This window comes from [Mycobacterium] manitobense (assembly GCF_025821665.1).
Taxonomy (GTDB): Bacteria; Actinomycetota; Actinomycetes; order Mycobacteriales; family Mycobacteriaceae; genus Mycobacterium; species Mycobacterium arseniciresistens.
This window is the reverse complement of sequence record NZ_JACKSJ010000085.1, coordinates 67,310-91,177: the sequence shown is the minus strand read 5'-3', so window position 1 is coordinate 91,177 and position 23,868 is coordinate 67,310. Positions and strand designations below refer to the sequence as shown.

Annotated in this window: 28 protein-coding genes; 16 read left to right on the top strand and 12 right to left on the bottom strand. The window is 66.4% G+C overall.

Going from position 1 to position 23,868, the window contains the following annotated elements:
• Positions 1-28: 28 nt before the first annotated feature.
• Positions 29-661, top strand: a complete 633-nt coding sequence (locus H7I41_RS30315; protein WP_308214608.1) for a DNA-binding protein — start codon at positions 29-31, stop codon at positions 659-661.
• 24 nt (positions 662-685) lie between these two features.
• Here H7I41_RS30315 and H7I41_RS11070 read toward each other — a convergent pair whose 3' ends face one another.
• Positions 686-1,579, bottom strand: coding sequence for a dihydrodipicolinate synthase family protein (locus H7I41_RS11070; protein WP_264012627.1), 894 nt, complete (start codon positions 1,577-1,579; stop codon positions 686-688).
• Between the two features lie 36 nt (positions 1,580-1,615).
• Entirely contained in the window at positions 1,616-2,041 is a 426-nt protein-coding gene (locus tag H7I41_RS11065; RefSeq protein ID WP_264012626.1) for a MarR family winged helix-turn-helix transcriptional regulator, read from the bottom strand.
• Between the two features lie 105 nt (positions 2,042-2,146).
• Between H7I41_RS11065 and H7I41_RS11060 the strand changes: the two genes are divergently transcribed.
• The 5 genes from H7I41_RS11060 (at position 2,147) to H7I41_RS11040 (ending at position 6,565) form a co-directional block, all read left to right on the top strand.
• Positions 2,147-3,220 carry a substrate-binding domain-containing protein gene (locus H7I41_RS11060; protein ID WP_264012625.1) on the top strand — a complete coding sequence of 358 codons (1,074 nt, stop codon included), beginning with the start codon at positions 2,147-2,149 and terminating at the stop codon, positions 3,218-3,220.
• A 93-nt stretch (positions 3,221-3,313) separates the two neighbouring features.
• A complete protein-coding gene (locus H7I41_RS11055; protein ID WP_264012624.1) occupies positions 3,314-3,934 on the top strand; it encodes an AmiS/UreI family transporter in 621 nt (206 codons plus the stop codon).
• A 61-nt stretch (positions 3,935-3,995) separates the two neighbouring features.
• Positions 3,996-5,033, top strand: coding sequence for an aliphatic amidase (locus H7I41_RS11050; RefSeq protein ID WP_264012623.1), 1,038 nt, complete (start codon positions 3,996-3,998; stop codon positions 5,031-5,033).
• 10 nt (positions 5,034-5,043) lie between these two features.
• Complete coding sequence (locus tag H7I41_RS11045; RefSeq protein ID WP_264012622.1) at positions 5,044-6,120, top strand: AAA family ATPase; 1,077 nt, start codon at positions 5,044-5,046, stop codon at positions 6,118-6,120.
• Positions 6,121-6,211: 91 nt separating this feature from the next.
• Positions 6,212-6,565, top strand: coding sequence for a nuclear transport factor 2 family protein (locus H7I41_RS11040; protein ID WP_264012621.1), 354 nt, complete (start codon positions 6,212-6,214; stop codon positions 6,563-6,565).
• 31 nt (positions 6,566-6,596) lie between these two features.
• Here the strand turns inward: H7I41_RS11040 and H7I41_RS11035 are convergent, their stop codons facing one another.
• Entirely contained in the window at positions 6,597-7,142 is a 546-nt protein-coding gene (locus H7I41_RS11035) for a hypothetical protein (RefSeq protein WP_264012620.1), read from the bottom strand.
• A 227-nt stretch (positions 7,143-7,369) separates the two neighbouring features.
• Positions 7,370-8,740, bottom strand: coding sequence for an FAD-dependent oxidoreductase (locus H7I41_RS11030; RefSeq protein ID WP_264012619.1), 1,371 nt, complete (start codon positions 8,738-8,740; stop codon positions 7,370-7,372).
• A 110-nt stretch (positions 8,741-8,850) separates the two neighbouring features.
• On the opposite strand from H7I41_RS11030, the gene H7I41_RS11025 reads away from it, so the two are divergent.
• A complete protein-coding gene (locus H7I41_RS11025) occupies positions 8,851-9,519 on the top strand; it encodes a maleylpyruvate isomerase family mycothiol-dependent enzyme (protein ID WP_264012618.1) in 669 nt (222 codons plus the stop codon).
• 10 nt (positions 9,520-9,529) lie between these two features.
• On the opposite strand, the gene H7I41_RS11020 is transcribed toward H7I41_RS11025, so the two are convergent.
• Both H7I41_RS11020 and H7I41_RS11015 read right to left on the bottom strand, forming a co-directional pair.
• Positions 9,530-9,811: a DUF4873 domain-containing protein gene (locus H7I41_RS11020; protein ID WP_264012617.1), complete on the bottom strand. Its 282-nt coding sequence runs from the start codon at positions 9,809-9,811 to the stop codon at positions 9,530-9,532.
• Positions 9,808-10,713 (bottom strand): AurF N-oxygenase family protein, encoded by a 906-nt coding sequence (locus H7I41_RS11015; protein WP_264012616.1) that lies wholly within the window; start codon positions 10,711-10,713, stop codon positions 9,808-9,810. The genes H7I41_RS11020 and H7I41_RS11015 overlap by 4 nt, the downstream gene beginning before the upstream one ends.
• A gap of 179 nt (positions 10,714-10,892) precedes the next feature.
• On the opposite strand from H7I41_RS11015, the gene H7I41_RS30310 reads away from it, so the two are divergent.
• Positions 10,893-12,146 (top strand): PucR family transcriptional regulator, encoded by a 1,254-nt coding sequence (locus H7I41_RS30310; RefSeq protein ID WP_264012615.1) that lies wholly within the window; start codon positions 10,893-10,895, stop codon positions 12,144-12,146.
• Positions 12,130-13,530, top strand: a complete 1,401-nt coding sequence (gene eat, locus H7I41_RS11005) for an ethanolamine permease (protein ID WP_264012614.1) — start codon at positions 12,130-12,132, stop codon at positions 13,528-13,530. Before H7I41_RS30310 ends, eat begins: the two co-directional genes overlap by 17 nt.
• Before the next feature lie 63 nt (positions 13,531-13,593).
• Here eat and H7I41_RS11000 read toward each other — a convergent pair whose 3' ends face one another.
• The 3 genes from H7I41_RS11000 to H7I41_RS10990 form a co-directional block, all read right to left on the bottom strand.
• Positions 13,594-14,064: a VOC family protein gene (locus tag H7I41_RS11000; protein ID WP_372503725.1), complete on the bottom strand. Its 471-nt coding sequence runs from the start codon at positions 14,062-14,064 to the stop codon at positions 13,594-13,596.
• A gap of 176 nt (positions 14,065-14,240) precedes the next feature.
• The gene (locus H7I41_RS10995; RefSeq protein WP_264012612.1) at positions 14,241-14,798 is read right to left on the bottom strand and encodes a TenA family protein; all 558 of its coding nucleotides are present in this window, start codon (positions 14,796-14,798) and stop codon (positions 14,241-14,243) included.
• A gap of 39 nt (positions 14,799-14,837) precedes the next feature.
• Entirely contained in the window at positions 14,838-15,632 is a 795-nt protein-coding gene (locus H7I41_RS10990; RefSeq protein WP_264012611.1) for a TetR/AcrR family transcriptional regulator, read from the bottom strand.
• A 148-nt stretch (positions 15,633-15,780) separates the two neighbouring features.
• On the opposite strand from H7I41_RS10990, the gene H7I41_RS10985 reads away from it, so the two are divergent.
• Complete coding sequence (locus H7I41_RS10985; protein ID WP_264012610.1) at positions 15,781-16,878, top strand: ferredoxin reductase; 1,098 nt, start codon at positions 15,781-15,783, stop codon at positions 16,876-16,878.
• Between the two features lie 17 nt (positions 16,879-16,895).
• The gene (locus H7I41_RS10980) at positions 16,896-18,290 is read left to right on the top strand and encodes a fatty acid desaturase family protein (RefSeq protein WP_264012609.1); all 1,395 of its coding nucleotides are present in this window, start codon (positions 16,896-16,898) and stop codon (positions 18,288-18,290) included.
• A gap of 4 nt (positions 18,291-18,294) precedes the next feature.
• Here the strand turns inward: H7I41_RS10980 and H7I41_RS10975 are convergent, their stop codons facing one another.
• Entirely contained in the window at positions 18,295-18,663 is a 369-nt protein-coding gene (locus H7I41_RS10975) for a hypothetical protein (RefSeq protein ID WP_264012608.1), read from the bottom strand.
• Between the two features lie 198 nt (positions 18,664-18,861).
• Here H7I41_RS10975 and H7I41_RS10970 point away from each other — a divergent pair, with 198 nt between their 5' ends.
• Positions 18,862-19,086 (top strand): hypothetical protein, encoded by a 225-nt coding sequence (locus H7I41_RS10970; protein WP_264012607.1) that lies wholly within the window; start codon positions 18,862-18,864, stop codon positions 19,084-19,086.
• A 40-nt stretch (positions 19,087-19,126) separates the two neighbouring features.
• On the opposite strand, the gene H7I41_RS10965 is transcribed toward H7I41_RS10970, so the two are convergent.
• Together H7I41_RS10965 and H7I41_RS10960 are read right to left on the bottom strand one after the other, a co-directional pair.
• Positions 19,127-19,729: a dihydrofolate reductase family protein gene (locus tag H7I41_RS10965; protein WP_264012606.1), complete on the bottom strand. Its 603-nt coding sequence runs from the start codon at positions 19,727-19,729 to the stop codon at positions 19,127-19,129.
• A gap of 97 nt (positions 19,730-19,826) precedes the next feature.
• Positions 19,827-20,198, bottom strand: a complete 372-nt coding sequence (locus H7I41_RS10960) for a YybH family protein (RefSeq protein ID WP_264012605.1) — start codon at positions 20,196-20,198, stop codon at positions 19,827-19,829.
• 159 nt (positions 20,199-20,357) lie between these two features.
• Here H7I41_RS10960 and H7I41_RS10955 point away from each other — a divergent pair, with 159 nt between their 5' ends.
• From H7I41_RS10955 to H7I41_RS10940, 4 genes are all read left to right on the top strand, one after another.
• Positions 20,358-21,029 (top strand): TetR/AcrR family transcriptional regulator, encoded by a 672-nt coding sequence (locus H7I41_RS10955; RefSeq protein WP_308214607.1) that lies wholly within the window; start codon positions 20,358-20,360, stop codon positions 21,027-21,029.
• Positions 21,030-21,311: 282 nt separating this feature from the next.
• Positions 21,312-22,142 carry an SDR family NAD(P)-dependent oxidoreductase gene (locus tag H7I41_RS10950; protein WP_264012603.1) on the top strand — a complete coding sequence of 277 codons (831 nt, stop codon included), beginning with the start codon at positions 21,312-21,314 and terminating at the stop codon, positions 22,140-22,142.
• A gap of 39 nt (positions 22,143-22,181) precedes the next feature.
• The gene (locus tag H7I41_RS10945) at positions 22,182-23,024 is read left to right on the top strand and encodes an SDR family NAD(P)-dependent oxidoreductase (RefSeq protein WP_308214606.1); all 843 of its coding nucleotides are present in this window, start codon (positions 22,182-22,184) and stop codon (positions 23,022-23,024) included.
• 41 nt (positions 23,025-23,065) lie between these two features.
• Positions 23,066-23,854: an SDR family NAD(P)-dependent oxidoreductase gene (locus tag H7I41_RS10940; RefSeq protein ID WP_264012600.1), complete on the top strand. Its 789-nt coding sequence runs from the start codon at positions 23,066-23,068 to the stop codon at positions 23,852-23,854.
• The last annotated feature ends 14 nt before the right edge of the window (positions 23,855-23,868 follow it).

Sequence of the window (23,868 nt, the reverse complement as noted above, 5' to 3'; positions counted from 1 at the left end):
TTGCAAAGGAACCAGGGGTGAGGTGCGTATGACCAAGGACAGTCCGGGCATCGGGCGCAGGCTGCGGCAGGGAGCGGAACAAGCCGTCAAAGCGACCGTCGACGTAGTCAACAGCACCATCGGATCCGCCGCGAAGCGGGCCGGTCGCGCAACGTCGAAGGGTGGCGGCGCGTCGACCGCTGAGAAACCGAAGCCGCCGAGCACGGCGAGTAAGGCCAAGGCGGCCGCGTCACAGGCTCGGAATGCCGCGCCCGCGACGAAGTCCGCCGCACGCACGGCGAAGAAGGCGCCGACGACCCCAGCCGCGAGGCCGGCGAATGTTGTTCCCGCGAAGAAGGCTGCCTCACCGCCGGCCAAGAAGTCATCACCCAAGAAGGCCCCGGCGGCGAAGAAGGCAGCGCCCAAGCCCGCCACGTCGTCGACCCCGGCGAAGGTCACGCCGGCGAAGAAGGCAGCAGCCAAGCGCCCGGCGACTCCGGCGAAGAAGGCTGCTGGACAGACACCGCCATCGGCGGGGGCGCCGGCGACGCCGGCCAAGAAGGTGGCGACGCCGGCCAAGAAGGTGGCGACGCCGGCCAAGAAGGTGGCGACGCCGGCCAAGCAGGCATCGAAGGCGACCGGCACTGCGCCGGCGAAGAAAGCGGCCAAACGGATCACGTGATCCGCGACCTGCTCCTGTCGTCGCTCACACCGTCAGACGGAGTTTCGTGCACACCTCGACGACGTCGGCCCGGTCGGCCGCTGCCAGACCGCGAATGGGCAGCGGGAGGCTGTGGGGTGGAGCCAGGCCAAGGTGCTCCGCGACGGCGGCGGTGACTCGGAGGCTGCCGTGCCTGGCGAAGAGATCCCACAGGGGCGCAAGACATTCCGACTGGCTGGTGGCGCCCGCATGGTCGCCGGCCTGCGCTGCACGCGTGATGTCCAGTGCCGGGCGGGGCAGCGTTCCGCCGATGACCGAGTACCAGGAGTCGCAGCCCGCGTTGAGCCCGGTGGCCCCGAACGCATCGCCCGACACTCCGAGTGCCGTTCCCGCCGGCAACAGGTCGCGCAGTTGCGCAACGCGGATGGCCGCTCGAGCCGGGTCAGCGGGGACTCCGGGGATCTTGAGCGATGCGACGTGGGGCAGGGCGGCGATCGCCTGATAGAGGTCGTCGGTGAAGGTGAAGTGCGTCGTGCCGGGATTGTCGTAGACAACCAGCGGCACGGCGAGCGCGCGCGTCACGTCTTCGTAGAGTCCGTACACGTCGTCCGCGGTGAGGGCCTGGTAGGAGAGCGGGGCGAGCAACACGCCTGAGGCTCCTGCCTCATGTGCGTCCTCGACGAGCTCGAGAACGTGCTCGGTACGGAGCGCGCCCACTCCGATGATCACCGGAACATCGGCGGCGTGCTCGACAGCGAGGCGGGCGACACGTGCGCGTTCCCCGCGAGTCAGGTACGCATAGGAGCCCGTTGACCCGAGTGCGGTGATGGAATCAACTCGCGCCGTGGCGAGGCGGGCAACCAGGTTCGTGAACGCCGCTTCGTCGACCGCACCGTCTCGCAGCGGAGTCAGCGGGAAGGCGCTCAGGCCGGTGAACACGGTGGTCTCCTCACCGGAGCAGAGTCAGGCCGGCCGCTACGCATCGCCGGCGGGCGGCGCGAGGCGGTCACGCAGCTGCGGCCAGTTCGACGCCGCCCAGTGTGCTTCCACTGGCGCGATCCGGCGACGCAGACCGTGATGCAATCCGGTGCCGCGCTCGCTGAGGAACACCCGAACCTTGCGCCGGTCGAATTGGTCGACTTCGCGGTAGGCCAGGGCCTGCGTGACCAGTCGATCCACCACTCTGGTCAGGGTGGGTCCGGCGGTCAGCGTCTGCGCCTGCAGCTCGGCCATCGTGAGCCCGGCCGAGGCGGCCAGAGCGTCCATCGCCAGCCAGTGGTCGATCCCGAGGCCCGATTCCTGCAGCTCGTCATCCAGTTGGGCGGTCAATGCGCGCGCGGCGCGGAGCAGCGTGGCCGTCATCGACGTCGCCGCGTCGTGCTCGGGCAGCGTCCTTGCCATCACCTACTCCTCCGGCCTTGCCCATTGGACCTGGCACGCGCGATACTTTCAGATGGAAATGATGATAGCCGATCCGACGACGGTGTGGCAGAGGACGTACTGATCATGAGCTCGCGCACCAGCCGTGATGCCGGTGAGCTGTGGCGAGTGGCCATGGTGGTGCCCCTGCAAGGCCCCGGCGGCGTCTTCGGGCCGTCGTGTGAGGCGGTGAGCCGGTTGGCTGTCCACGATCTGAACGCCGACGGGGGGATATTGGGCCGAGAGGTGCAGATCGAATTGGTCGACGGCGGCGTCGCTCCGGATCTGGTCGCTCGGCGGATCGACCGACTCGTGACGGCGGGCGAGGTTCACGCGGTCAGCGGGTGGCACATCTCCTCGGTGCGCAACGCACTTGCGCCGGTGGTCGCCGGGCGGGTGCCCTACGCGTACCCCGCACTGTACGAAGGCGGCGAACGGCGCCGCGACATCTACTGCTGCGGTGAGACACCCGACCGCCAGATCGCTCCGGCGCTGCGCTGGTTGCGCGACAACGCCGGCGCGCGACGATGGTTCATCGTGGGTGACGACTATGTCTGGCCGCGGTCGTCGCTCGCTGCGGTGCGCGGGTACGCCCGCGATCTCGACCTCGACATCGTGGGCCGGCGCTTCGTCGATCTGGGCCGAGCGGAGATGTCCGGTGTCGTGAAGGCCGCCATGGCGTCGGGGTGCGACGCGGTGTTGATGCTTCTGGTCGGTCAGGACGCCGTGGAGTTCAACCGCGCGTGCGCCGAGCTCGGCGCAGCCGATCACTTCATCCGCTTCAGCCCCCTGATGGACGAGACCATGCTGCTCGCAAGCGGTGCGGACGCCAACCGAGGGCTCTTCGTCGCCGCCTCGTTCTTCCGTTCGATGGTCGGCGCCAATGCGATGGATCTGCTCGGGCACTACCGCCAGATGCACGGACCTCAGGCTCCCCCACTGAGTGGAATCGCCGAATCGTGTTACGAGGGAATGCAATTGCTATCACAGTTGATACACCGGTCGGGCGAGTTGACCGACATCGCCTCCGGCGATCTCGTGTCGTATGACAGTCCGCGGGGAACCGTGCACTATCACGCCGACGCCACCGTGCAGCCGATACATCTGGCTGTCGCCGACGGCTATGACTTCGACGTGCTCACCACACTGACGCAGCCCTGAGGCCGGCGCGCATCACATCGCCGTTGACAGTGTGCTGTCCGTCACTTAGTTTCAAATGGAGATATTCCATCTGGAACTGAAGGAGGTGACATCGTGAGCAGTGTCGGGTTGCTGTACGTCGGCGCGGTACTTCTCATCAACGGCTTGATGCTCCTGGGGCGTATACCGCCACGGTCGGCAGCTGTGTTCAACCTGTTCGTCGGCGCACTCCAGTGCGTGATCCCTACGGCAATGTTGTTGCAGGCGAACGGCGATGCTGCCACTACGTTGTCCGCCTCGGGTCTCTACCTGTTCGGCTTCACCTATCTCTACGTCGGCATCGTCAATCTCGCCGGCCTCGAACCGCAGGGCGTCGGCTGGTTCAGCCTCTTCGTCGCGATGGCCGCTGTGGCGTATGCGGTTCTGTCGTTCAGCTCGCATGACCCGGTGTTCGGGGTCATCTGGCTCTCCTGGGCGGCGCTGTGGACCCTGTTCTTCCTGGTTCTCGGTCTGGGTCGTGAAGACCTCAACCGTTTCACCGGCTGGTCGGTGACGCTGCTGAGCATTCCGACGTGCTCGATCCCGGCGTTCCTGATGCTCACCGGTCACTACCGCAGTTCAGCCCTGACCGCCGTCGCCACGGCGGTGCTGTTGGCGGCCTTGCTGGTGGTCGCACGGCTACTCAGCTCGCCGGGCAGGGTGTCCGGGGTCAGGGCCCGGCCGGTCTACAACTGATCCACCTGATTTGTTCTGCTGCAACCTATTTCATCCAAATCGATCAATCGAGGAGCTCAACATGCGTCACGGTGACATCTCATCCAGTCCGGACACGGTCGGCGTAGCCGTCGTCAACTACAAGATGCCCCGGCTGCACACCAGGGAGGAGGTACTCGACAACGCCCGCAAGATCGCGGACATGGTGGTCGGGATGAAGTCCGGCCTGCCGGGTATGGATCTCGTGGTCTTCCCCGAGTACTCGACTCAGGGGATCATGTACGACCCCGAGGAGATGTACGCCACCGCGGCGTCGATCCCCGGAGACGAGACCGACATCTTCGCTGCAGCGTGCCGTGAGGCCAAGACGTGGGGCGTCTTCTCCATCACCGGTGAGCGCCACGAGGATCATCCGAACAAGCCGCCGTACAACACCCTCGTGCTCATCGACGACACCGGTGAGATCGTGCAGAAGTACCGGAAGATCCTGCCCTGGTGCCCGATCGAGGGCTGGTATCCGGGCGACACCACCTATGTTTCGCAGGGCCCGAAGGGGATGAAGATCTCGCTGATCATCTGCGACGACGGCAACTACCCCGAGATCTGGCGGGACTGCGCGATGAAGGGCGCCGAACTGATCGTGCGGTGCCAGGGCTACATGTATCCCGCCAAGGATCAGCAGGTCCTCATGGCCAAAGCGATGGCGTGGGCGAACAACACCTACGTCGCCGTGGCGAATGCCGCGGGATTCGACGGGGTGTACTCCTACTTCGGACACTCCGCGATCATCGGGTTCGACGGCCGCACCCTCGGCGAGACGGGCGAGGAAGAGTATGGGATTCAGTTCGCGCAGCTCTCGCTGTCGGCCATCCGCGACGCCCGCCAGAACGATCAGTCCCAGAACCACCTCTTCAAGCTGCTGCATCGGGGCTACTCGGGCGTGCACGCGGCCGGCGACGGCGACAAGGGCGTCGCCGACTGCCCGTTCGAGTTCTACAAGCTGTGGGTGACCGACGCGCAGAAAGCGCAGGAAGTCGTCGAGTCGATCACGCGAGACACCGTGGGTGTCGCGGACTGTCGAGTGGGCAATCTCCCCGTCGAGCAAAACGTCGAGGCGTAAGAGAATCGACGTGCCGTACCTCACCGACATGTATCACGACCAGAACGCGACAACGCAGCGCACAAACAACGTCGCCGTGAAGTCGTCGGCCGTGTTCGACCACGATGCCTTCGTCGCCCGATTGGGGCAACGGATAATCGGTCAACCGAAGGCGGTGAGTGCCGCTGCCCGGGCGCTGTCGATCGCACATGCCGGTGTCGCTGATCCCGGTCGGCCGTTGGCGAGCGTATTGCTCGTCGGGCCGACCGGGGTCGGCAAGACAGAACTTGTTCGCCAGATCGCCGCCGAGATCCGCACGGGACCAGACGATCTCTGCCGAATCGACATGGCGGCCCTGGCCCAGGAGCACTACGCGGCGTCCTTCTCCGGCGCCCCACCGGGATACGCGGGCAGTAAGGAGTCCTTCACCCTTTTCGACAAGAACAAGATCGAGGGTGACCCGTACACACCGGGCATCGTGCTCTTCGACGAAGTCGAGAAGGCCGACCGCACGGTGATCCGCGCCCTGCTGCACGTGCTCGACAGCGGAGAGCTCCGGCTCGCCAACGGCCGCGACCGGATCTCCTTCCGCAACAGCTACGTCTTCATGACGTCCAATCTGGGATCCAAGGACGTCGCAGCGGCACAGCGAACCTCCCGATGGTCGCCGAGATGGCGACGACTACGGGTATTCGCGGCGTCGCCAACCGATCCGGTCGCCCGGGCACACGGTCTGGTGAGCGCCGCCGTAGAGGAGTTCTTCGACCCGGAGTTCCTCAACCGGATCGATGAGACGGTCGTCATGGCGCCCTTCGACGCATCGACGGCCCGGAAGGTCACCGTTCGTGAAGTGGGCCTCTTCAGCGCGCGACTGGCCCGTGAACATGTCGAACTCCGTGTCGACTATCCGGTGATGGAGTTTCTGCAGGACTGCGGGTTCGATCCGATCTACGGTGCCCGCGGGTTACGCAGGACCATCCGGAGCCATCTGGTCGCTCCTGTAGCCGAATGCGTATTACGCGCTCGCACAACGCCGACCACGCCCATCGTGGTCGAGGCAACTGTGATCGACCATGCCGTCGCGGTGCGTTTGCTCGACGAGAAGTGACCTGATTCGGGCATCGTTCTGGGTGCGCGAAAAGCACACGGGACAATGGTCCTGATCACTGTGTCGCCGCTGATGCCTGGAGGTTGTGCCGATGTCCACACCGGATCCGCAAGCGTTCGCCGAAGAGTGGGTGCTTGCGTGGAATGCGCACGACGTCGAGGCGGTGCTGGCGCACTTTCACGACGATGTGCTGTTCACCTCTCCGATCGCCGCGCGAGTGGTGCCGGGCAGCGGGGGTGTGGTCCGCGGGAAGCAGGGTTTGCGCGAATACTGGACGACGGCGTTGGCCGGCATGGCGGACCTGCACTTCGAGATCCTCGGTGTGTATCGCGGGGAATCGCTGCTGGTGATCAACTACCGCAATCAGCGCGGCGGACTCGTCAACGAAGTCCTGGTCTTCGACGGCGCGTTGGTGCGTGAAGGGCACGGCACCTACCTCGACTGAGCTCTCGGCCACCGGGCGGGAGCCGTGGCTCCTAATCGACGTCGACCAGGGACACGTGCCGGCAGCGGATGAACCCGAGGACGATTGCCAGCTTCGCCTCCAAGGCCGGCGCGGAGAACGCAGACAACGGCTCGAGCGACACACAAGTGCTGATCAACGATGCGACCACCGGCATCATGCTCTGCAACACCTCGGTGCTCGGAGATTTCATGGCCGCGGCGGGCAGGCCGCGCACCCGGTCACCGGTCGCGCCGGACACACGCCGGAGCGCAAGCGCAGTTTCCTCGAGCGCCTCGATCAACGAATCAGCAGAATCGGCACCCGGAAGAAGATCGAACGGCTGGAGGAGACGAACAACTCCCGGCTGACCGGACACATTGAGGTCATATGTCTCGTCAAGCTGAATGCAACCCACGGCACCGATGTTATTGATGACTCGAAGGAGCACTTCTGGGCAGAATGTCGCGAGAAGCGCAAAACGGGTGCGCATCGCGATTTCACGTCGAAGAATCAGATCGCTACTGAGATCGAGCACGTATTCAGTTACACGCCAATACTCTTCGCGTTCAGTGTCCATCCGCGCGCGCTGCTCCTGACCTTGCAGAATTCATCGTCTCGACTGACTTGATCGAGCCTACCGAATTGCGTGCGCTATATGCACAGGGGCCCTTTCTGCTGTCGCCTCCGACGTCGCCGCGGCCGTCAGACACAAATTGCGCTCACCGATCGGGACAATTGACCGCAGATCTGCACACCGATACCTAGTGCCGATATTCCGGCCGAGCTGACGTGGACGCCGAAGCGTTACGCGAATGATCCGCCGCGACGCAGGCGGATCCATGGTCGCCGGGTGTGGTGGGCCGCCACCCGCGCGAGGAGAGCCGGCTCGAGGAGGCGCTGTGGTGGGTCGATCATGTTCCCCACGCGGTAGAGCCGCTCGGTCACGACGATGTCGTCCGCCGATTCGAGAATCTTTCGCCGACTCCACTCGATGACCCGCCGCTGCATCCCGAGTCTCGCACTGCGCGCCGGAGTCCGACCGGCCGGTTGATTCGCCGCCCACACCGGCGCGATGACAGAGGCGAGTGAGCGGTGAAAGCGCTCGGGCCGGACAGATGTGCCGCCGCGCAACTCGGTGCGCAACGCAGCAGCGTGCAACGCCGCCAGCGTGATGCCCTGGCCGAAGATCGGATCCAGACAGCACAGCGCGTCGCCCACGACGAGCAGACCATCGGGATGGTGGGCCTGCTGGTCGTAGCGGTGCCACATGCCACCGGGATAGCGGTAGACCGCCACGTCGGTCAGCGGGCGTGCTCGCTGCAGTGCCGGCAGGATGTGCGGTGGTACGAATCGCGCAGCGAGGGCGAGCATGTCGGCGAATGACGACGGCGCCGCGAGCCCATCGTGAGCGCGTCCGGCGGCGGTCAGCGTCCAGGTGTTGTTCTCGCCGGCGACGAGCCCGCCGCGGCCGGTGCTGCCCTGCGGAAGGACCAGGATCAGCCGTTCGGGGAAGGTGTCCTGGTCCGGGATCGTGATCTGCTGGCTGTAGTACACGCCCCGGACGGTGAAGGACCGGTGAGGCGGACGGGTGTAGCCGAGGTTCTCGAGCAGTAGGGGTGTGCGAGATGCGCGCCCGGTGGCGTCGACGACGAGATCGGCCATCAGGGTGCTGCCTGCGCCGCTGCGCCGGTCGCGGACGGTGACGCCGGTGATTCGGTGGGGTTGTGCCGCAACAAGATCGCAGATGTCATGTCCGTCCCTGACGGTCACGTTGGGGAGCGCGGCGACCCGCCGGCGTAACTGGAACTCGACCATGGGGCGGGTCGCCAGGTACACAGCCAGCGCGGCAGGATCCGATATCGGATCGGTGCGGTTGAAGGTGTACGGGCCGTTCTGCATGTGCACCCGGGTGCCGAAGCTTTCGTCGTCGAGCATTACCGCGCCGGCGGCGGCGAGGTCCGCGCGGTAGCCCGGCAGCAGATCCTCGATCACCTGCCACCCGCGAGCCAGCACGCTGTGCAGGTGCGGTCCCTGAGGTATGCCACGTCGACCGATAGGGCTGTCGGGCAACTGGTCTCGCTCCACAACAGTGACCTCGTCAGATTCGCCGGCCACCGCGGCAGCACTGAGCAATCCGGCGATTCCCCCGCCGAGGACCACAACTTGGTCAGTCACGTCGCTCTCCGCCTCCCCGGTTCACCCGATCAGCGACGCTAACACAACTCTAAGAAAGATAAGACAACTCTAAGGTAGTATAAGAAGACTCTAAGTCGAAGGAGATGTTCATGGTGAGTCGAGGCGCAGAAGGCATCAGGATCGGCGACGATGTGGACGCTGAGCGCGCCATGCTGGCTGACTCGCTGGAGTCCGTCGGTCCCGATGCCGAAACCGCATGCGGGGCCTGGACTGCGTTCGACCTCGCGGCGCACGTCGTCGCGGCAGACCGCGCGGCAGGAACGCTCGCCTTCGGGGTCCGAGCGCTGGCTGCGCGAGGAGTCCAGTTGCATCCCAAGCCGCAGTTTGTGAAGGGGGTCATCCAGCGGGAGCGGCGGGACGGCTATCGGGCGGTGATCGGACGTCTCCGTCGGCGGTGTCCGCGTCTTCTCGTGGCGCCGCCGGTCGCTGCGTCCACCCTCTTCGAAGTCTGGATGCACCACGACGACCTCGCCGAGGCCAACGGGCTCCCTCACGGCTCTCCGGTTCACCTCGCCAGAGCAATCCCGTCGTTGGTTCGGTATCACGCCAAGCGACTGCCCTCCGCCAGGATCATGTTGCGAACCAACGAGAATCAAGAGTGGTCATTCGGGGCTGCCGATCAGCCCATCGCCGTCCTGACGGGGTCGGCAGCCGATATGGTCCGCTGGCTCGCCGGCCGGCGCCCGATGTCCGTGCTCGACGTCGAAGCTGCTGCGGACGTCGCCGACGAGCTGCGTGCATTCCTCGGCGAGATCTGACCTGCAAGGGTCACGGCCAGAACGGCGGACGGCCCGTGCCGCTGATCATGAGGTCCCCGGCGGCGGTGTGCTCGACCAGTCGTGCGGTGGCGTCACGATCGCCGACGCACAGCACGACCGCTCCACCGGCCTTGATCTGAGCCGGTGCGTCGAGCACGGTGCCCTGCCAGTGGTAGTGACCGTCGAACGGGTTGAGATGTCCGGTGGCACGGATGCGGACGGGATGGCGCTTCTCGCCGACCACGAGACTGGCCGGCCCGTCGTAGACGCCGTCGTCGGATCCGATGGTCACAGGAAGTGGCACCTCGCCCACATGCGGCGGGCGATCGGACCCATCAGACCGACCTCGTCGAGGAATGCGGCCAGCGGCTCGAACCCGGCTCGCAGTGTCGCGTGGAACTGTGGGTTGGCGCGGGCTTGGCGTTGCGCCTCGCCCCCGTCGAGGCCGATCCGGTCGTAGAGGGCGCGGCGGGTGAAATGGCCGAAGTAGAGCGAGGCTCCGAGGCCGTGCAGATTGGAGATGGCCAGGCGCGTCGCGCGTGACAGCTCGCCGACGTCGCGGCGGATGCCGTCGCGGGCGAACTGGATGTGCCGGGCTTCCTCGGTGACGTGGATGCGCATCACGCGTTGAACCAGCGGCTGAATTTCGTCGGCGTCGTCGAGGATCTGGCGTTGCACCGCGTCGAAGAGCTCCTCACCGACCAGGGCGCCGATCCACAGCATCGGTCCGCGGAAGATCAGCGCCATCGTGTTGACCCTGCGTGCGCCGCCCCTGGTCGGCCAGAACGGTTCGACGCCCACCCGTTCGATGGCCTTCCCGAACATCAACATGTGGCGCGCCTCGTCGCCCAACTCCGTGAGCTCGTAGAAGGTGCTGTGCGACGTGGGGGAGGTGTGCATCATCGCGCGCAGCAGGGACTGGTTGAGCATGTTCTCGAACCAGATGCCCATGGAGATGTAGTTGACGAACTCCTGCCGGGACAGGTCGATGCGCTGCCGATCGCTCATGCGCTCCCACAGCGGGGTGCCGTACAGGCTCAACATCTGCGGAGGCAGGAAGTACTTGTCGTCGGGAAGCGGAGCGTCCCAATTGATGTCGACGATCGGCTCGTATGACTTCTTGGCCGAACCCTTGAGCAGGCGAAGGGCGAAGTCCTCCCGGCCGGGCGCGGTGGGCGAAGCAGATGCAGTCATGAAGTCCTCTTTCGACGACGGAGGAGTGTCCGCGAGGCCGACGCGGATGCCGCGCGACCTGATCACACCATCATGGCGACTTCTTCGGACAGTTTCTCGCCTCGTACGGGCCAAAGTTCCGCACGAACTTGTCCTCTCCGGACAGTCGTATGCCTGCGCGCGGCCTATCATCGCGGACTATGTCGAACGTGCCGCCCGCCGCGGCGAGGCTTCCCCAACTGCCACCGCAGACGCTGGAGGCGATGCGCGCCGGGCTGCCGGCGCTGACCGACAGGATGGTAGAGGCGGTGATCGCCGAGGTGCCCGCATTCGCGCTGGCCGCGCAGGAGTCGTGGCGGCCGGTGATCTACGCATCTGCTGATCAACTGCTGACCGCGCTGATCGAACAGCTGCGCGGTGCGGCCGATCCCCAGAGCTCCGCGACGTCGATGCAGGAAGTGCTCGACACCGCTTACGGTTTCGGCCGGCGGGAAGCGCGCCAGGGCCGGCCCACCGAAGTGCAGCTGGCGGCCTATCGAATCGGGGTCCGTGAGATCTGGCGCGAGTGGTCGGCGTTGGCCGTCGGGCACGGCGTGGGAAGCGACGAGGTGAGCGTCTTCGCCGAGACGTCGTTCGCCTACCTCGATCGGATCTCGGCAGCGGGCGTCGCGGGCCACGCCGACGAAGTCGCCCGACTGGGCCTGGCGCGGGAGAGGCACCGGGAGCGGCTCGTGCGGGCTCTGCTGCGAGATGGGTCGGCCGACGAACTGCGCCGGGCCGCGGAAGAGGCGTCCTGGACACCGTCGCAGACGCTGACCGCGGTGGCACTTCCGAACCGGCACCACGAGAGTGGCGGGCTCATCACGGCCGACTCGCGCACCCTCGAGGTGCCCGACGACGCGATCGAGCTGCCGCACGGGATGCGGATGTTCCTGGTCTCCGCCGTCGGCGGGAAGGCGCGGGCATCGTTCCTCGAATCGATCGGCGCGACAGGCGCGGTCGTAGGGCCCGTCCGCCCGTGGATGCAGGCGCGCTCTTCGGTTCGCCGCGTCATGCGTGCAGCTGAGTTCCAGCCTGCGCAATCAACGGCCGTACTCGACACCGACCAGATCCTTGTGGAGCTCGTGGTCAGTGCCGATTCCGAGGCATTGACCGACCTGCGGGCCCGCGCGCTGGCGCCCCTGCACGGACTGCCCGCTGCGTCCGTCGCCCGGCTCGCGGACACGCTGCGCTCATGGCTGCTGCATCACGGCCGCCGCGACGAGATCGCCGCCGACCTCCACGTGTCACCCTCCACGGTGCGCTACCGGCTCCGCCAGCTCCGTGACGTCTACGGTGGGCGGCTGCAGGATCCGCGATCCATCGCCGAACTCACGGTCGCCCTCGCAGACTCCGGGTTAACCGACGCCGACGGCGATCGCGATCTAGCATCAGCGGGTGGAGACCACATCTGAGTCCAACGAGTACCTCGCCAAGCGCACACTCAAGCAAGGCACCGCGGGATGGCTACTCCTCGCCGGTCTCGGCGTCGGGTATGTGATCTCGGGCGATTACTCGGGATGGAATTTCGGGCTCGCCGAGGGAGGGTTCGGCGGATTACTGATCGCCGGCGTCCTGATCGCGGGCATGTACCTGGCCATGGTGCTGGGGATGGCGGAGATGTCCTCCGCGCTGCCTGCCGCAGGCGGCGGCTACACATTCGCCCGTCGGGCACTCGGCCCGTGGGGTGGATTCGCAACCGGCACAGCCATTCTGATCGAGTATGCGATCGCACCCGCGGCGATCGCCACCTTCATCGGGGCCTACGTCGAGTCCCTCGGCCTGTTCGGCATCACCGACGGCTGGTGGGTGTACCTGGCCGTGTACCTGCTGTTCATCGGCATCCACCTCAGCGGTGTCGGCGAGGCGCTCAAGGTCATGTTCGTCATCACGGCCATCGCCCTCGCCGGTCTGCTCATCTTCGCCATCGCGGCGATCGGCAGCTTCGACACCGCGAACCTCACCGACATCGCGCCCACCGATGCGGCCGGCGCCTCGTCGTTCCTCCCCTTCGGGTACCTCGGGATCTGGGCGGCAGTCCCCTTCGCGATCTGGTTCTTCCTCGCCATCGAAGGTGTGCCACTCGCCGCCGAGGAGGCCAAGGACCCGGCCCGCAACGTGCCGCGCGGAATCATCGCCGCGATGGCCGTCCTGGTGGTCACCGGAGCCACGGTGCTGGTGCTCGCCGCCGGTGCCGGTGGTGCCGAGGTGATCAGCGCGTCCGGCAATCCCCTGGTGGAGGCGCTGGGAGACTCGACGATGGCCAAGGTGGTCAACTACATCGGCCTGGCGGGGCTGATCGCCAGCTTCTTCTCGATCATCTACGCCTACTCCCGTCAGCTGTTCGCGCTGTCGCGCGCCGGCTACCTGCCGAAGCGGCTGTCGCTTACCAACTCCCGCAAGGCGCCGACGCTGGCGCTGATCGTGCCCGGCATCATCGGCTTCGTGCTGTCGCTGACCGGCCAGGGCGCGATGCTGCTGAACATGGCGGTGTTCGGCGCCGCCCTGTCCTACGTGCTGATGATGATCAGTCACATCGTGCTCAGGGTGCGTGAGCCGGACATGCCGCGGCCCTACCGCACCCCGGGCGGCGTCGTCACCACGGGCTTCGCGCTGGTGATCGCGGCGCTGTCGGTGGTGGCCACCTTCCTGGTGGACAGCACGGCGGCCACCTGGTGCCTGGTCGTCTTCGCTGCGTTCATGGCGTATTTCGGGCTCTACAGCCGGCACCATCTGGTGGCGAACTCGCCTGACGAGGAGTTCGCGGCGCTGGCTGACGCGGAGAAGGAGATCAGGTAGGGGTGATTGCGCCGGCGTGTCCGGCCCACCGGTGCCGCCCAAGAGCCGTTGGGGCGTGCGGCCTCAAGCGCCGCGCCACATCTGCACGGTGCTGGTCAGACCCTCGGGCAGTTCGATCAACTCGATGGGGGTGCCGTCAGGATCGTGAACGAATAGCATCCGCACGCCGCCGATGTCGGTGGGTGGGGTGTAGCGCACCCCCACGTGCCGGCCCAGTGCCTCATGCGCCGCATCGAGATCCCTCACCCGGAACGACATGTTGGTGTAGCCGAGATGCGGGCCGTCCACGACGGCCGGTACGTCGCCGAGCGACAGGAGTTCGATCATGGTGGCACCGATCAGGCCGCCGACCATGCGTCCTGCGGCGCCTGCGGTACCGGTGACCTCCTCTAGTCCCGCACCGGCCAGTTCGACGTCGAAGACGACATCCATGCCGAGCACACCGGTGTAGAACGCCAGCGAGGCGTCCAGATCCGACACCCCGACACAGAGGTGGGAGAAGTTCTCGATCGGCAGCGGGTCCGGTGCGGTCACCACCTCACCAAAGCAAGGTCTCGAGATCGCTGTCAACGGCGGCTCCGACGTTCGCCCCTCTCATGCTGAGGCAGCTGACTAGCATCCCCCTGCCGCGTCCTTGACGCGAGCATCCCTCTCTCGCGGTACGCGCTCCCCGTGTGGTGTTTCGCAGACCACCCCGAGGGCGTCGGACTTCAGGCGAGGGCCATGTCCCAGAACTCGATTTCGTGCGCGAGCACCTCGTCGACCAGCGATGGGTACTCGACCGGGTCGGCGACATCGCCGAGCGCCTCGACGTAGGCCACGAAGTCCGAATCTGTCCAGTGGTCGACGAATTCTTTGAAGGGCGACGCGGGTGATGATGCGGAAGTCCATGCCATCAGGTACACCCGCTCGATGACCCACAGCGCCGTCAACGCTGCGTCGGTAGGCGAATCCTCCAGTCGCGTCAGTAGTTCGCCGTAGGCGACAGTCGCCGGCAGTGCCGGCTGGTCGAGGTCGATGCCCCGCTGCGACGCCTTGTCCTCGAACCAGTCGAGTTCGGCGACGAGCGCGGCACAGCCAGCGGCGAGTACGCCTTGCGCAGGCCGTGGCGCCCGTGCAAGCAGGCGCGCCTGAAAGCTCAGCAGGTCGGCGACGAAGAGTGCATCCTGAGCGAGCCAGCGGTCGAATGCCGCGTCGGTGATCGTGCCGTCACGAACCGCATGGAGGAACGGATGCCGCGTCGCGGCAGCCCACAAGGCATCGGCCATGGTCGACCAGGCTAGTCAGTGGGGCCGGGCCGGGTCGCATCACCTGGCAGCCGTCCCATCGATTGCGACTGCGCGGACGAATGCGTCGGCGAAGAAGTCGCACGTCGCCTCCAGTTCCGGCAGGGCGACCTGTGGGAAGTTGACCAGTCCGGGCCGCATGATGGCGTGCACCGAGACCGGGCTGATCAGCTGCTGGATGAGCAGGGAGCGGGGCAGGTCCCGGATGCGGCCGGCCGCAACCTCGCCATCCAGCCACCTTTCGAGGACCGCGATGAGGCGCAGCGCGCCGTGCTCGATCAGTGCACCCGCGCCGGTGCCCGCCGGACGGGCCAGCGTCTCACCGAGCACCGCGGCCAGCACCCGCGGCTCTCGCAGGTACAGGTCGGCGAGGGTTCGGTGAATGGTGCGGACCATCTGCGTCAGGTCGGTGCTCGGCGATCCGATGACGTCTTCCATGTCCAGCGCCGGGATATAACGGTCATAGACCGCACGTAACAGACCTTCGCGGCCGCCGAACGCCGCATACAGGCTGTGCACCGAACACTCCGCATCTTCGGCGATCGCCTCGAGGGTGGCGGACGACACGCCGCCGGCGCCGATGAGTGCGGCCGCCGATTCGACTGCGCGCACCTTCACCGGCGGGCGGCCGCCGGGGTCGACCCCGATGTCGCGTACCGCATCATCGAGGGGGCGACGTGAGCCCCCGAGCTGGCGCAACAGCGTGCTGCGCGAAACCCCGAGGGCATGCGCGATCACGACGATCGGCACATCGGCGACGTCGCGGCCGAGGCGTTCCGCGGAACGCAGCGTGGCCCGGATGACGTCTGCGGGCACTGGACCCGACCGACTCGTTTCCCGATCTGACACAGATAGTCAACCTCCCCGTATTAGTGTTTCAGATCACAGCGGAGCGGTAACACAGGGTGCTGAGTCGGCCGCTGGGTCGATTCTTCACCGAGTCGGACACGAGAAGCGGGGGATCATGGCGGAACGCGGTGCTGAGCCTCCCGTCCCAAGGGGCCGTCGGCTGTTCCTCCGTGCGGTGCGGTATCTGTTCAACCCGTTGCGCCCAGACGACTACCTCGAGATGGTGAATCCGCTGTGGACCACCAAGGAGCTGCGGGGCAAGGTCGAGCGCGTCGAGCGGCAGGGATCGGAAGCGGTCAGCGTGCTGATCCGGCCGGGGTACGAGTGGCCGGGCCACAGACCCGGCCAGTACGTCCGGCTGGGGTTGGTGATCGATGGCCGGTACCACTGGCGCGCGTACTCGCTCACGTCGGACCCGCAGCCGGAGGACGGCTTGATCAGCGTCACGCCCAAGAAGGTCGACGAGGGCGTGGTGTCGCCGTATCTGGTGGAGAAGATCCAGCCGGGCGAACTGGTTCGGCTCGGCGAGGTGGAGGGCGTCTTCACGCTGCCCGACCCGGTGCCGGCCAAGATGCTCTTCATCAGCGCAGGCAGCGGCATCACACCGATCATCAGCATGCTGCGCAACCTCGATCATCGGGGCGAGATCGGCGACGTGGTGGTGCTCCACTCGGCTCGCACCCGCGACCAGGTCATGTTTTTGGAGGATTTGGAAGGTCTCGACCGCCGCCATGACGGCTTGCGGTTGGATCTGCGGCTCACGGCGGATCGCGGCCGCATGTCGGCCGACGATCTGGACGACGTCTGCCCGGACTGGCGCGAACGAGACGCGTTCTGTTCGGGTCCGAGCGAACTGCTCGACGCGATGATCGAACACTGGGAGCGCAACGGCGACCCGGACCGGCTCCGCTTCGAGCGGTTCCAGCCGAAGATCGATGCCGACGCCGCCGAAGGTGAGGGCGGGCAGGTCACGTTCCTCAACAGCGACACGACCGCCGACTGCGACGGTGGCACTCCCATCCTGGAGGCCGGCGAACAGGCCGGCCTTGAACTCGCATTCGGCTGCCGTATCGGCATCTGCCACACCTGCGTCGGAACACTGAAATCGGGGAAGGTGCGCGATCTGCGCTCAGGGGAAGTCACCGAGCCCGTCGACCAGGACGTCAGGATCTGCATCCACGCTGCCGAGGGTGACGTGGAGTTCGCACTGTGACCGTGAAGGAGTCAAACGTGACCACGACCGTCGAAAGCCCACTCACCCGCCTCAGCGAGCAGGATCTGGAGAAGCTCGCCAAAGAACTGGATGCGATACACGACGAGATCTTCGCCGAACTCGGCGACCGCGACCGGCATTACATCAAGTCGGTGATCACGGCGCAGCGCCAGATCGTCGTCGTGGGACGGGTACTGCTGCTCGGGTCGCGGTCACGAACCGCGTGGGTGCTCGGCACCGCCTGCCTCGGAATGGCCAAGATCCTGGAGAACATGGAGCTCGGCCACAACATCCTGCACGGCCAATGGGACTGGATGAACGATCCCGACATCCATTCCTCGGTCTGGGACTGGGACACCGCATCCTCGGCGCAGGCGTGGAAGCACTCGCACAACTACATCCATCACACCTATACCAACATCCGCGGTAAGGACAAGGATCTCGGTTACGAGATCATGCGGGTCGACCCCAACCAGAAGTGGCGCCCCGCCAACCTCGGTCAACCCTTCTACAACCTGCTGCTCACGATCCTGTTCGAGTGGGGGGTCGCGATGCACGACACCGACGTGGAAGCGCTGTGGCGGGGCGAGAAGACGATGGCCGACCTCAAGGAGGACTTCAAGGGGATCGCCGGTAAGGCGCGACTGCAGATCATCAAGGACTACATCGGCTGGCCGGCGATCAGCGCAGGCGCATTCGCTTTGGCGAAGCTGGCTTTGCGTGACCGGATCGACCAGCCGACGCACTCCCGTGTCGGACGTCGTCTCCGCCAGATCTCCAGCAAGGGCCGGATGGGCGCCACCGCCACCATGCTCGACCGGCTGGTGCCCGGGGTCGAGAGCACCTTCCTTCGAACCCTGGCGGCAGACGCGGTGGCCAACCTCATCCGCAACGTGTGGGCGCACGCCATCATCTTCTGCGGCCACTTCCCGGACCAGACCTACACTTTCAGCGAAGAGGAGGTGGAGAACGAGACCCGCGGCGGGTGGTACGTCCGCCAGCTGATCGGCGCGGCCAACATCGAGGGCAGCCCGTTGTTCCATGTCATCAGCGGCAACCTGGGCTACCAGGTGGAACACCACCTTTACCCGGACATGCCGAGCAGCCGGTACTCCGAGATCGCGCCGAGAATCAAGGACATCTGCGAGCGCTACGAATTGCCCTACAATTCAGGCCGATTCGGCAAGCAGTGGTTCACGGTGCACCGCACCATCTTCCGGCTCGCGTTCCCCGGCGGTAAGCCGAGGCCGAAGCCGGGCCCGTACCGCAGCGGCGAGCGACGGGCAGGGCCGCAGGGTCCGAGCGAAGCCAGTCGGTTCCGCGAGCGGGTGCCCGCCGAGCATCCCGACGCCGGACCCGAACACAAGTCGAGTGGCGTCGAGGTGCAGCCGCCGCCGCGGGGCAACGACTGACTGATCAGGACCCGCTGACCGGCCCCGCCAGAGCGGCGAATTGGAAGGCCGCGATGATGAGCGCCGCGTGGACGACGCAGCCCAGCGCGGGAACGACGACCGTCCTGCGCCGTTTGGCCAGAAACACCGTCGACACGACGACGTCGACGAGTAGGACCGCCACGTTGCCGTAGATCGCGAGGAACATCGCGACGCCGATCCACTTCTCGTCGCCGCACTCGACGTACGCGCACGAATCAATGCTCATCGCGATGCCGAAGCTGAGCACGAAGAACAGCAGCGCCAACAGGACATGCAGCACCAGCAGCGCCACCGTTCCGGCGACGTCTCCCGACTTCCGCCGCCGCGGGTCGGCGTCGATGGGGTTCGACATGCGCCCGAGTATTCCGTGCCGCAGACGCGTGGTGCCGCACGAATCCGATTCGCACCTCGAGTCAACCGTCCGGCGGATCAGTGAGAAGGTCCGCGTCGCTCCGTTCGATGGAATCAACGAATTGATCCCGCCGTTACAGAGAGAGTCCCGGGCGTTCGGCCCGTCGACGGAGCTGTACAGAGGGAAGAGGCGAGACCGATGAAGAAATTCGGACTGGCAGGAATTGTCGCAGGCGCGTTGTCTGCAGCCGTGATCGGTTTCGCCGGTCCGGCGCAGGCCGACGACCACGACCACGGATTCAATGGACATCACGGGGACCGCGGTTATCACTTCGGGTACGACCGCGATGACTATTACCCCTGGATCGATCAGCTGTACCCGTCAGTGAGGGTGCCGCACGTCGACACCTCGGTGCACAACTGATCGGTGTTCCGCTACGAGGGCGTCCGCATCGCGGGCGCCCTCAGTGCTTGTCCGACAGCGATATCGAGGCATGCAGGGACGGCCGGTAGATGAGCTCCTGGATGCCGCCGTCCAGCGTCCGGCCTTCGATGAGTTCCAGATCGAAGTCCGCTGCGCCCGCGAAGATCGCATCGTCGCCGGTCTGACCGGTGATCACGGGGAAGATCGTCACCTGGAGCCGGTCGACCAAGCCGGCGGCCATCAGCGCCCGGTTCATCGACAGGCTGCCGTGTGAGCGCAACGGCACCGCGGACTCCTCTTTGAGGCGGGCGACGACGTCGACCGCGTCACCGCTCACGATGGTCGCGTCCGGCCAGTCGAGAGGCCCGACCAGGGTGGTTGACACCACCGTCGCCGGCAGATTCCTCATTCGCGTCACCCATGGATCGAGCACCGCCTGCTCGCTGCCCGAGGCCAGCATTTCCGCGAACATGCGATAAGTGGTGCGTCCGAGAACCATTCGCTGCTCCGGCCGATACAGCGCGAGGCGGTGGTCGAGCAGTTCGGGGCCCTGCTTGCCCCAGTAACCTCCCCAGTCGCCGCTGCTGACGCCGCCGAAGCCGTCGAGGCTGGAGAAGACGTCAAAGGTGTAAGTGGCGGTCACGGCTCTCCTCGAGTGGGTGTGTTTCGGCTGGCTACCGATACAGACGGGAAGCCGCGCCCAAACTCATCGGCAGCGCACGTCTCGTTGCCGCGTGGGTCTACAGCCGGGACGCCTGGTACTGCGCAACCTGCCACCGCTGGCGATCGCGGGTGAGCACCACGCCGATGGCGAGCTCCGCCGAAGGCCGGTCGGGGTAGGTGAAGGTCGCGGCTAGATAGCCGAGCACGACATCCGCCGAAGGACTGCGGGTTTCGAGGATGCGATAGGTGACAGCCATGCCGGCGGGCTGCGACTCGTAGTACGCAGCGACGGCGTCGCGGCCCACTCCGTAGGGGCGCAGCCCCTGGAAGACGGTGTCTTCGGTGAACACGGCGGCGACCCGGACCGCGTCATGGGCGTCGATGGCGGACTGCCACTCGTCCATGACGGCGCGGATGACCGGATCTGCGTCCGACTGTGTGGGTGTCATGGTTCTGTTCCTTTTCTCGACGATGCTCATCGGAACGCCGTAGGGGTGCGTCGAAGTCCGGGTTCGCAGGACGAATCGGCTCGTTGCTGGTAGGCGCGCGCTCGCACAGCAGCGCCGCCCGAGATTCCGCCTCCGTCCGGTTGACCCGCGCACCAGGGCATGTGGCCAGTTCAGATGACCAGTACAGCTGACCGGCGATGGCATCATGAGCGGATGGCGACACGAAACAGGCCCACGGGCAGCCGCGGCGCGGCAACGCGCGCGGCCCTGCTGCGAGCGGCAGTGGCCGTCGTGGACCGCGAGGGTCTGGACGCCGTCACGACGCGCAGAGTCGCCGAAGAGGCGGGGTTGCCACACGGCACAGTTCACTACTGGTTCGCCGACAAGGCCGACCTGCTGCGTGGCGTGATGGACACGATGCTGAAAGACGTCCGCGCCACGATCGTCGGTGAAACCGCCGGCCAAACGCTCGACGAAAGTCTGACGCGAATCCACGAGGGCTTCGTCGACACCCCGATCGGCCGACAGCTCGCTTTACTCGAGTTCACGCTGGCAGCGGCACGATCCGAGTCACTTCGTCCCCTGGCTCAGGAACTGTACGAGGTCTACGCGTCAGCGGGCCGAGAAATCCTGCAGCCCTGGGCGGGTCAAGCAGAAGCGGTTCTGCCCGGCGGCGTGCCCGCACTTGCGCGCCTTGTCTCGGCCGTCATCGACGGGCTGACGCTGGCCGGTCTGGCCAATGCCGACACCCGGGAACTGGCCGCTGCACGCGATCTCTTCATTCACCTGCTGGCTCGAGCCCTCGACGGCGGCGTACCACCGCAGAACTGACGGGGCGTCGGCACCGGGCCTCGCCTTGCAGAGGCGCCCGCGCTGTGGTCGGTCGACGCAATGATGCCCGTGCATGGGTAACGAGTGGGTTCTGTGCGTCTGCAGACCCGCTGCTCAAATGGGGTTTCCCGACGACCGGGAATTCGGCCACCCGGACTGGCCGTTTGACTTGGCCATGTGGCCAGATCACATTTGGAGACATGGCTCGCCAGAGGTTCCGGCAATCGCGACTCATACCCAGGAGGCACTGATGCCCGGCACGCACCTTGCGGGAGCAGTCGGATGAAGGCGGGGAGCAAGCCGCTCGCCTTGGTGACCGGCGCGGGCGGCGGAATCGGTACCGGCGTGTCCCTGATGCTGCGCGACCGCGGATACGACGTGATCGCGGTCGACGTCGCCCAGGACTCCGCGGACCGCGCAGCGAATGCACTCGGCGAGGGCGCACTCGCCGTGGCGAGCGACGCGAGTGACTGCGCTCAGGTCGAGGCGTTGGCCGACCGTATCCGCGGTGAATGGGCGGATCGGCTTGAGGTGATCGTGCTCAATGCGGGACTCATCGTGCCCGAGAACGTGATTGACAGCGCTCCCGCGGTGCTTCGCACCCAGCTCGACGTCATGCTCACCGCGCCGATTCAGCACATCGCCGCCGCCGCGTCCGTGATGGCCGAAAGGGGACGGGGCAAGATCCTCGCGACGGTGTCGATGGGCGGCGTGCTCGCGCTGCCCGGCTCGGCGGCGTACTCGGCTGCGAAGGGCGGGCTGCGGGCGTTCCTCGCCGCCACGTCTGCCGAACTCAAGGGTTCGGGGGTGTCCGTGAGCGGGATCTACCCGAGCGGCGTCGACACCGCGATGCTGCGTCATGAGGCGCGCAACGGCGGGAGCGTGCTCAACTTCGTCGGCAAGACATTCACCGTCGACGACGTCGTGAGCGCTTACGCGCGCGCGCTCGACTCCGACCGGCTCGAGATCTTTCTCTCGACGACGGATGCCATCGCGCCAAGGTTGCTCGGATTCTCCCCCCAGCTGGCCAATCGGCTGCTGCCCGTCATGGAGTGGCTGGGCCGCCGAGGACATCGTGCCTATCTGCGCCGACTCGACGAGTCGGTCGCGTAGGTGTCCGCCGAATCTCCGATCGCCTCGTCAACCCGCCACATGCCCATGGAGGCCGCCATGTCGCCCACTTCGAACGCCCCTCGAACCGCTTTGGTCACCGGCGCCGGTCAGGCACGTGGAATCGGCGCTGCCACAGCAGTTCACCTCGGCCGCAGCGGTGTCTGCGTGGCCGTCACCGACCTGGTACCGCCCGGTGACCGCGCCGGCAAGGTGCTCGATGGACTCGAGGACACCGCCCGCCGCGTGCGGGACGCAGGAGGGCAGGCCGTCGTGGTTCCTCTCGACGTCACCGACCTGGCGCAGATCGAGGCGGCCATCGACACCACAGTCAGCACCTTCGGCGGCCTGGACGTACTGGTCAACAACGCGGGCACGGGCCTGGGGGTGAGCCCGTTCGCGGAGTTGTCCGACGAACTGTGGCAGTTGTCATGGTCGGTCAACGTGATGGGCGCGGTGCGACTGAGCCGCGCAGCGCTGCCCCACCTGCGGGCCGGTCGCGGCGCCATCGTGAACGTCGCATCGACCGCCGGTCTCGGTGCCGAGGCCGGCTACGGCGCGTACACCGTGACCAAGCACGCCGTCGTCGGCCTCACCCGGCTGCTCGCCGCCGAGCTGGGCCCGCAGGGAATCCGGGTGAACGCCGTTGCGCCCGGGATGATCTACACAGACCTCGGAGCGGCGGAGCTCGAATTGATGGCCGCCCGGAACGAGATGAGCCTCGAAGAAGCGACGACCGCGATGGTCGGCGGCATTCCCGTCGGACGCATGGGCACCGCCGACGAGGTCGCGGAGGCCATCTGTTGGCTGGCTGGGCCGGCCACCTACGTTTCGGGCGCGGTGGTTCCTGTACACGGCGCAGCGTCTTCGGGCCTCACCACATAGCAGAGCGCCTGTGCGCCGTCGACTTCCAGATAGGTAGGGCAATGAACATCGACTTCAGTGGACGCCGTGTGTTGGTGACCGGGTCGACCAGCGGAATAGGACTCGCGGCTGCGCGAGGTTTCCTCGCCGCCGGCGCGCACGTCATCGTGAACGGCCGGAGCGAGGACACGGTGGCCGCGGCGATCGACGAGTTGGGCGGTCCGTCGGCGGTGATCGAAGGATTCGCCGGCGACTTGGGAGACGGCGCGGCGTGCGCCGAACTCGTTGCCCGGCATCCCGACGTCGATGTCCTCGTCAACAACGTCGGGATCTTCGGACCACAGGACTTCTTCGATGTCGCGGATGCCGAATGGGACCGGTTCTTCCGCACCAACGTGATGTCCGGCGTCCGGTTGGCGCGGGCATACGCCCCCGGCATGGTCGAACGACACTGGGGCCGTGTCATCTTCGTGTCTTCCGAGTCGGCGGTGAACATTCCGGCCGACATGATCCACTACGGCTTCACCAAGACCGCTCAGCTGTCGATCTCGCGAGGCCTCGCCAAGCGCCTCGCTGGGACCGGTGTGACCGTCAACGCCGTCCTGCCCGGTCCGACGCTGTCGGACGGCGTCGCGGCGATGTTTCGTGACGAGGTCGAGCGCTCCGGACGCACCCTCGACGACGTCGTCACCGACTTCGTCACCGAGCAACGCAGCTCGTCGATCATCCGCCGCGCCGCCACCGTCGATGAGGTGGCGAACATGATCCTGTACGTCTCCTCCGAGCAGGCCTCGGCCACCACGGGATCCGCGCTCAGGGTTGACGGCGGTGTCATCGATTCCATCGTCTGACGGCATCGTCCAAT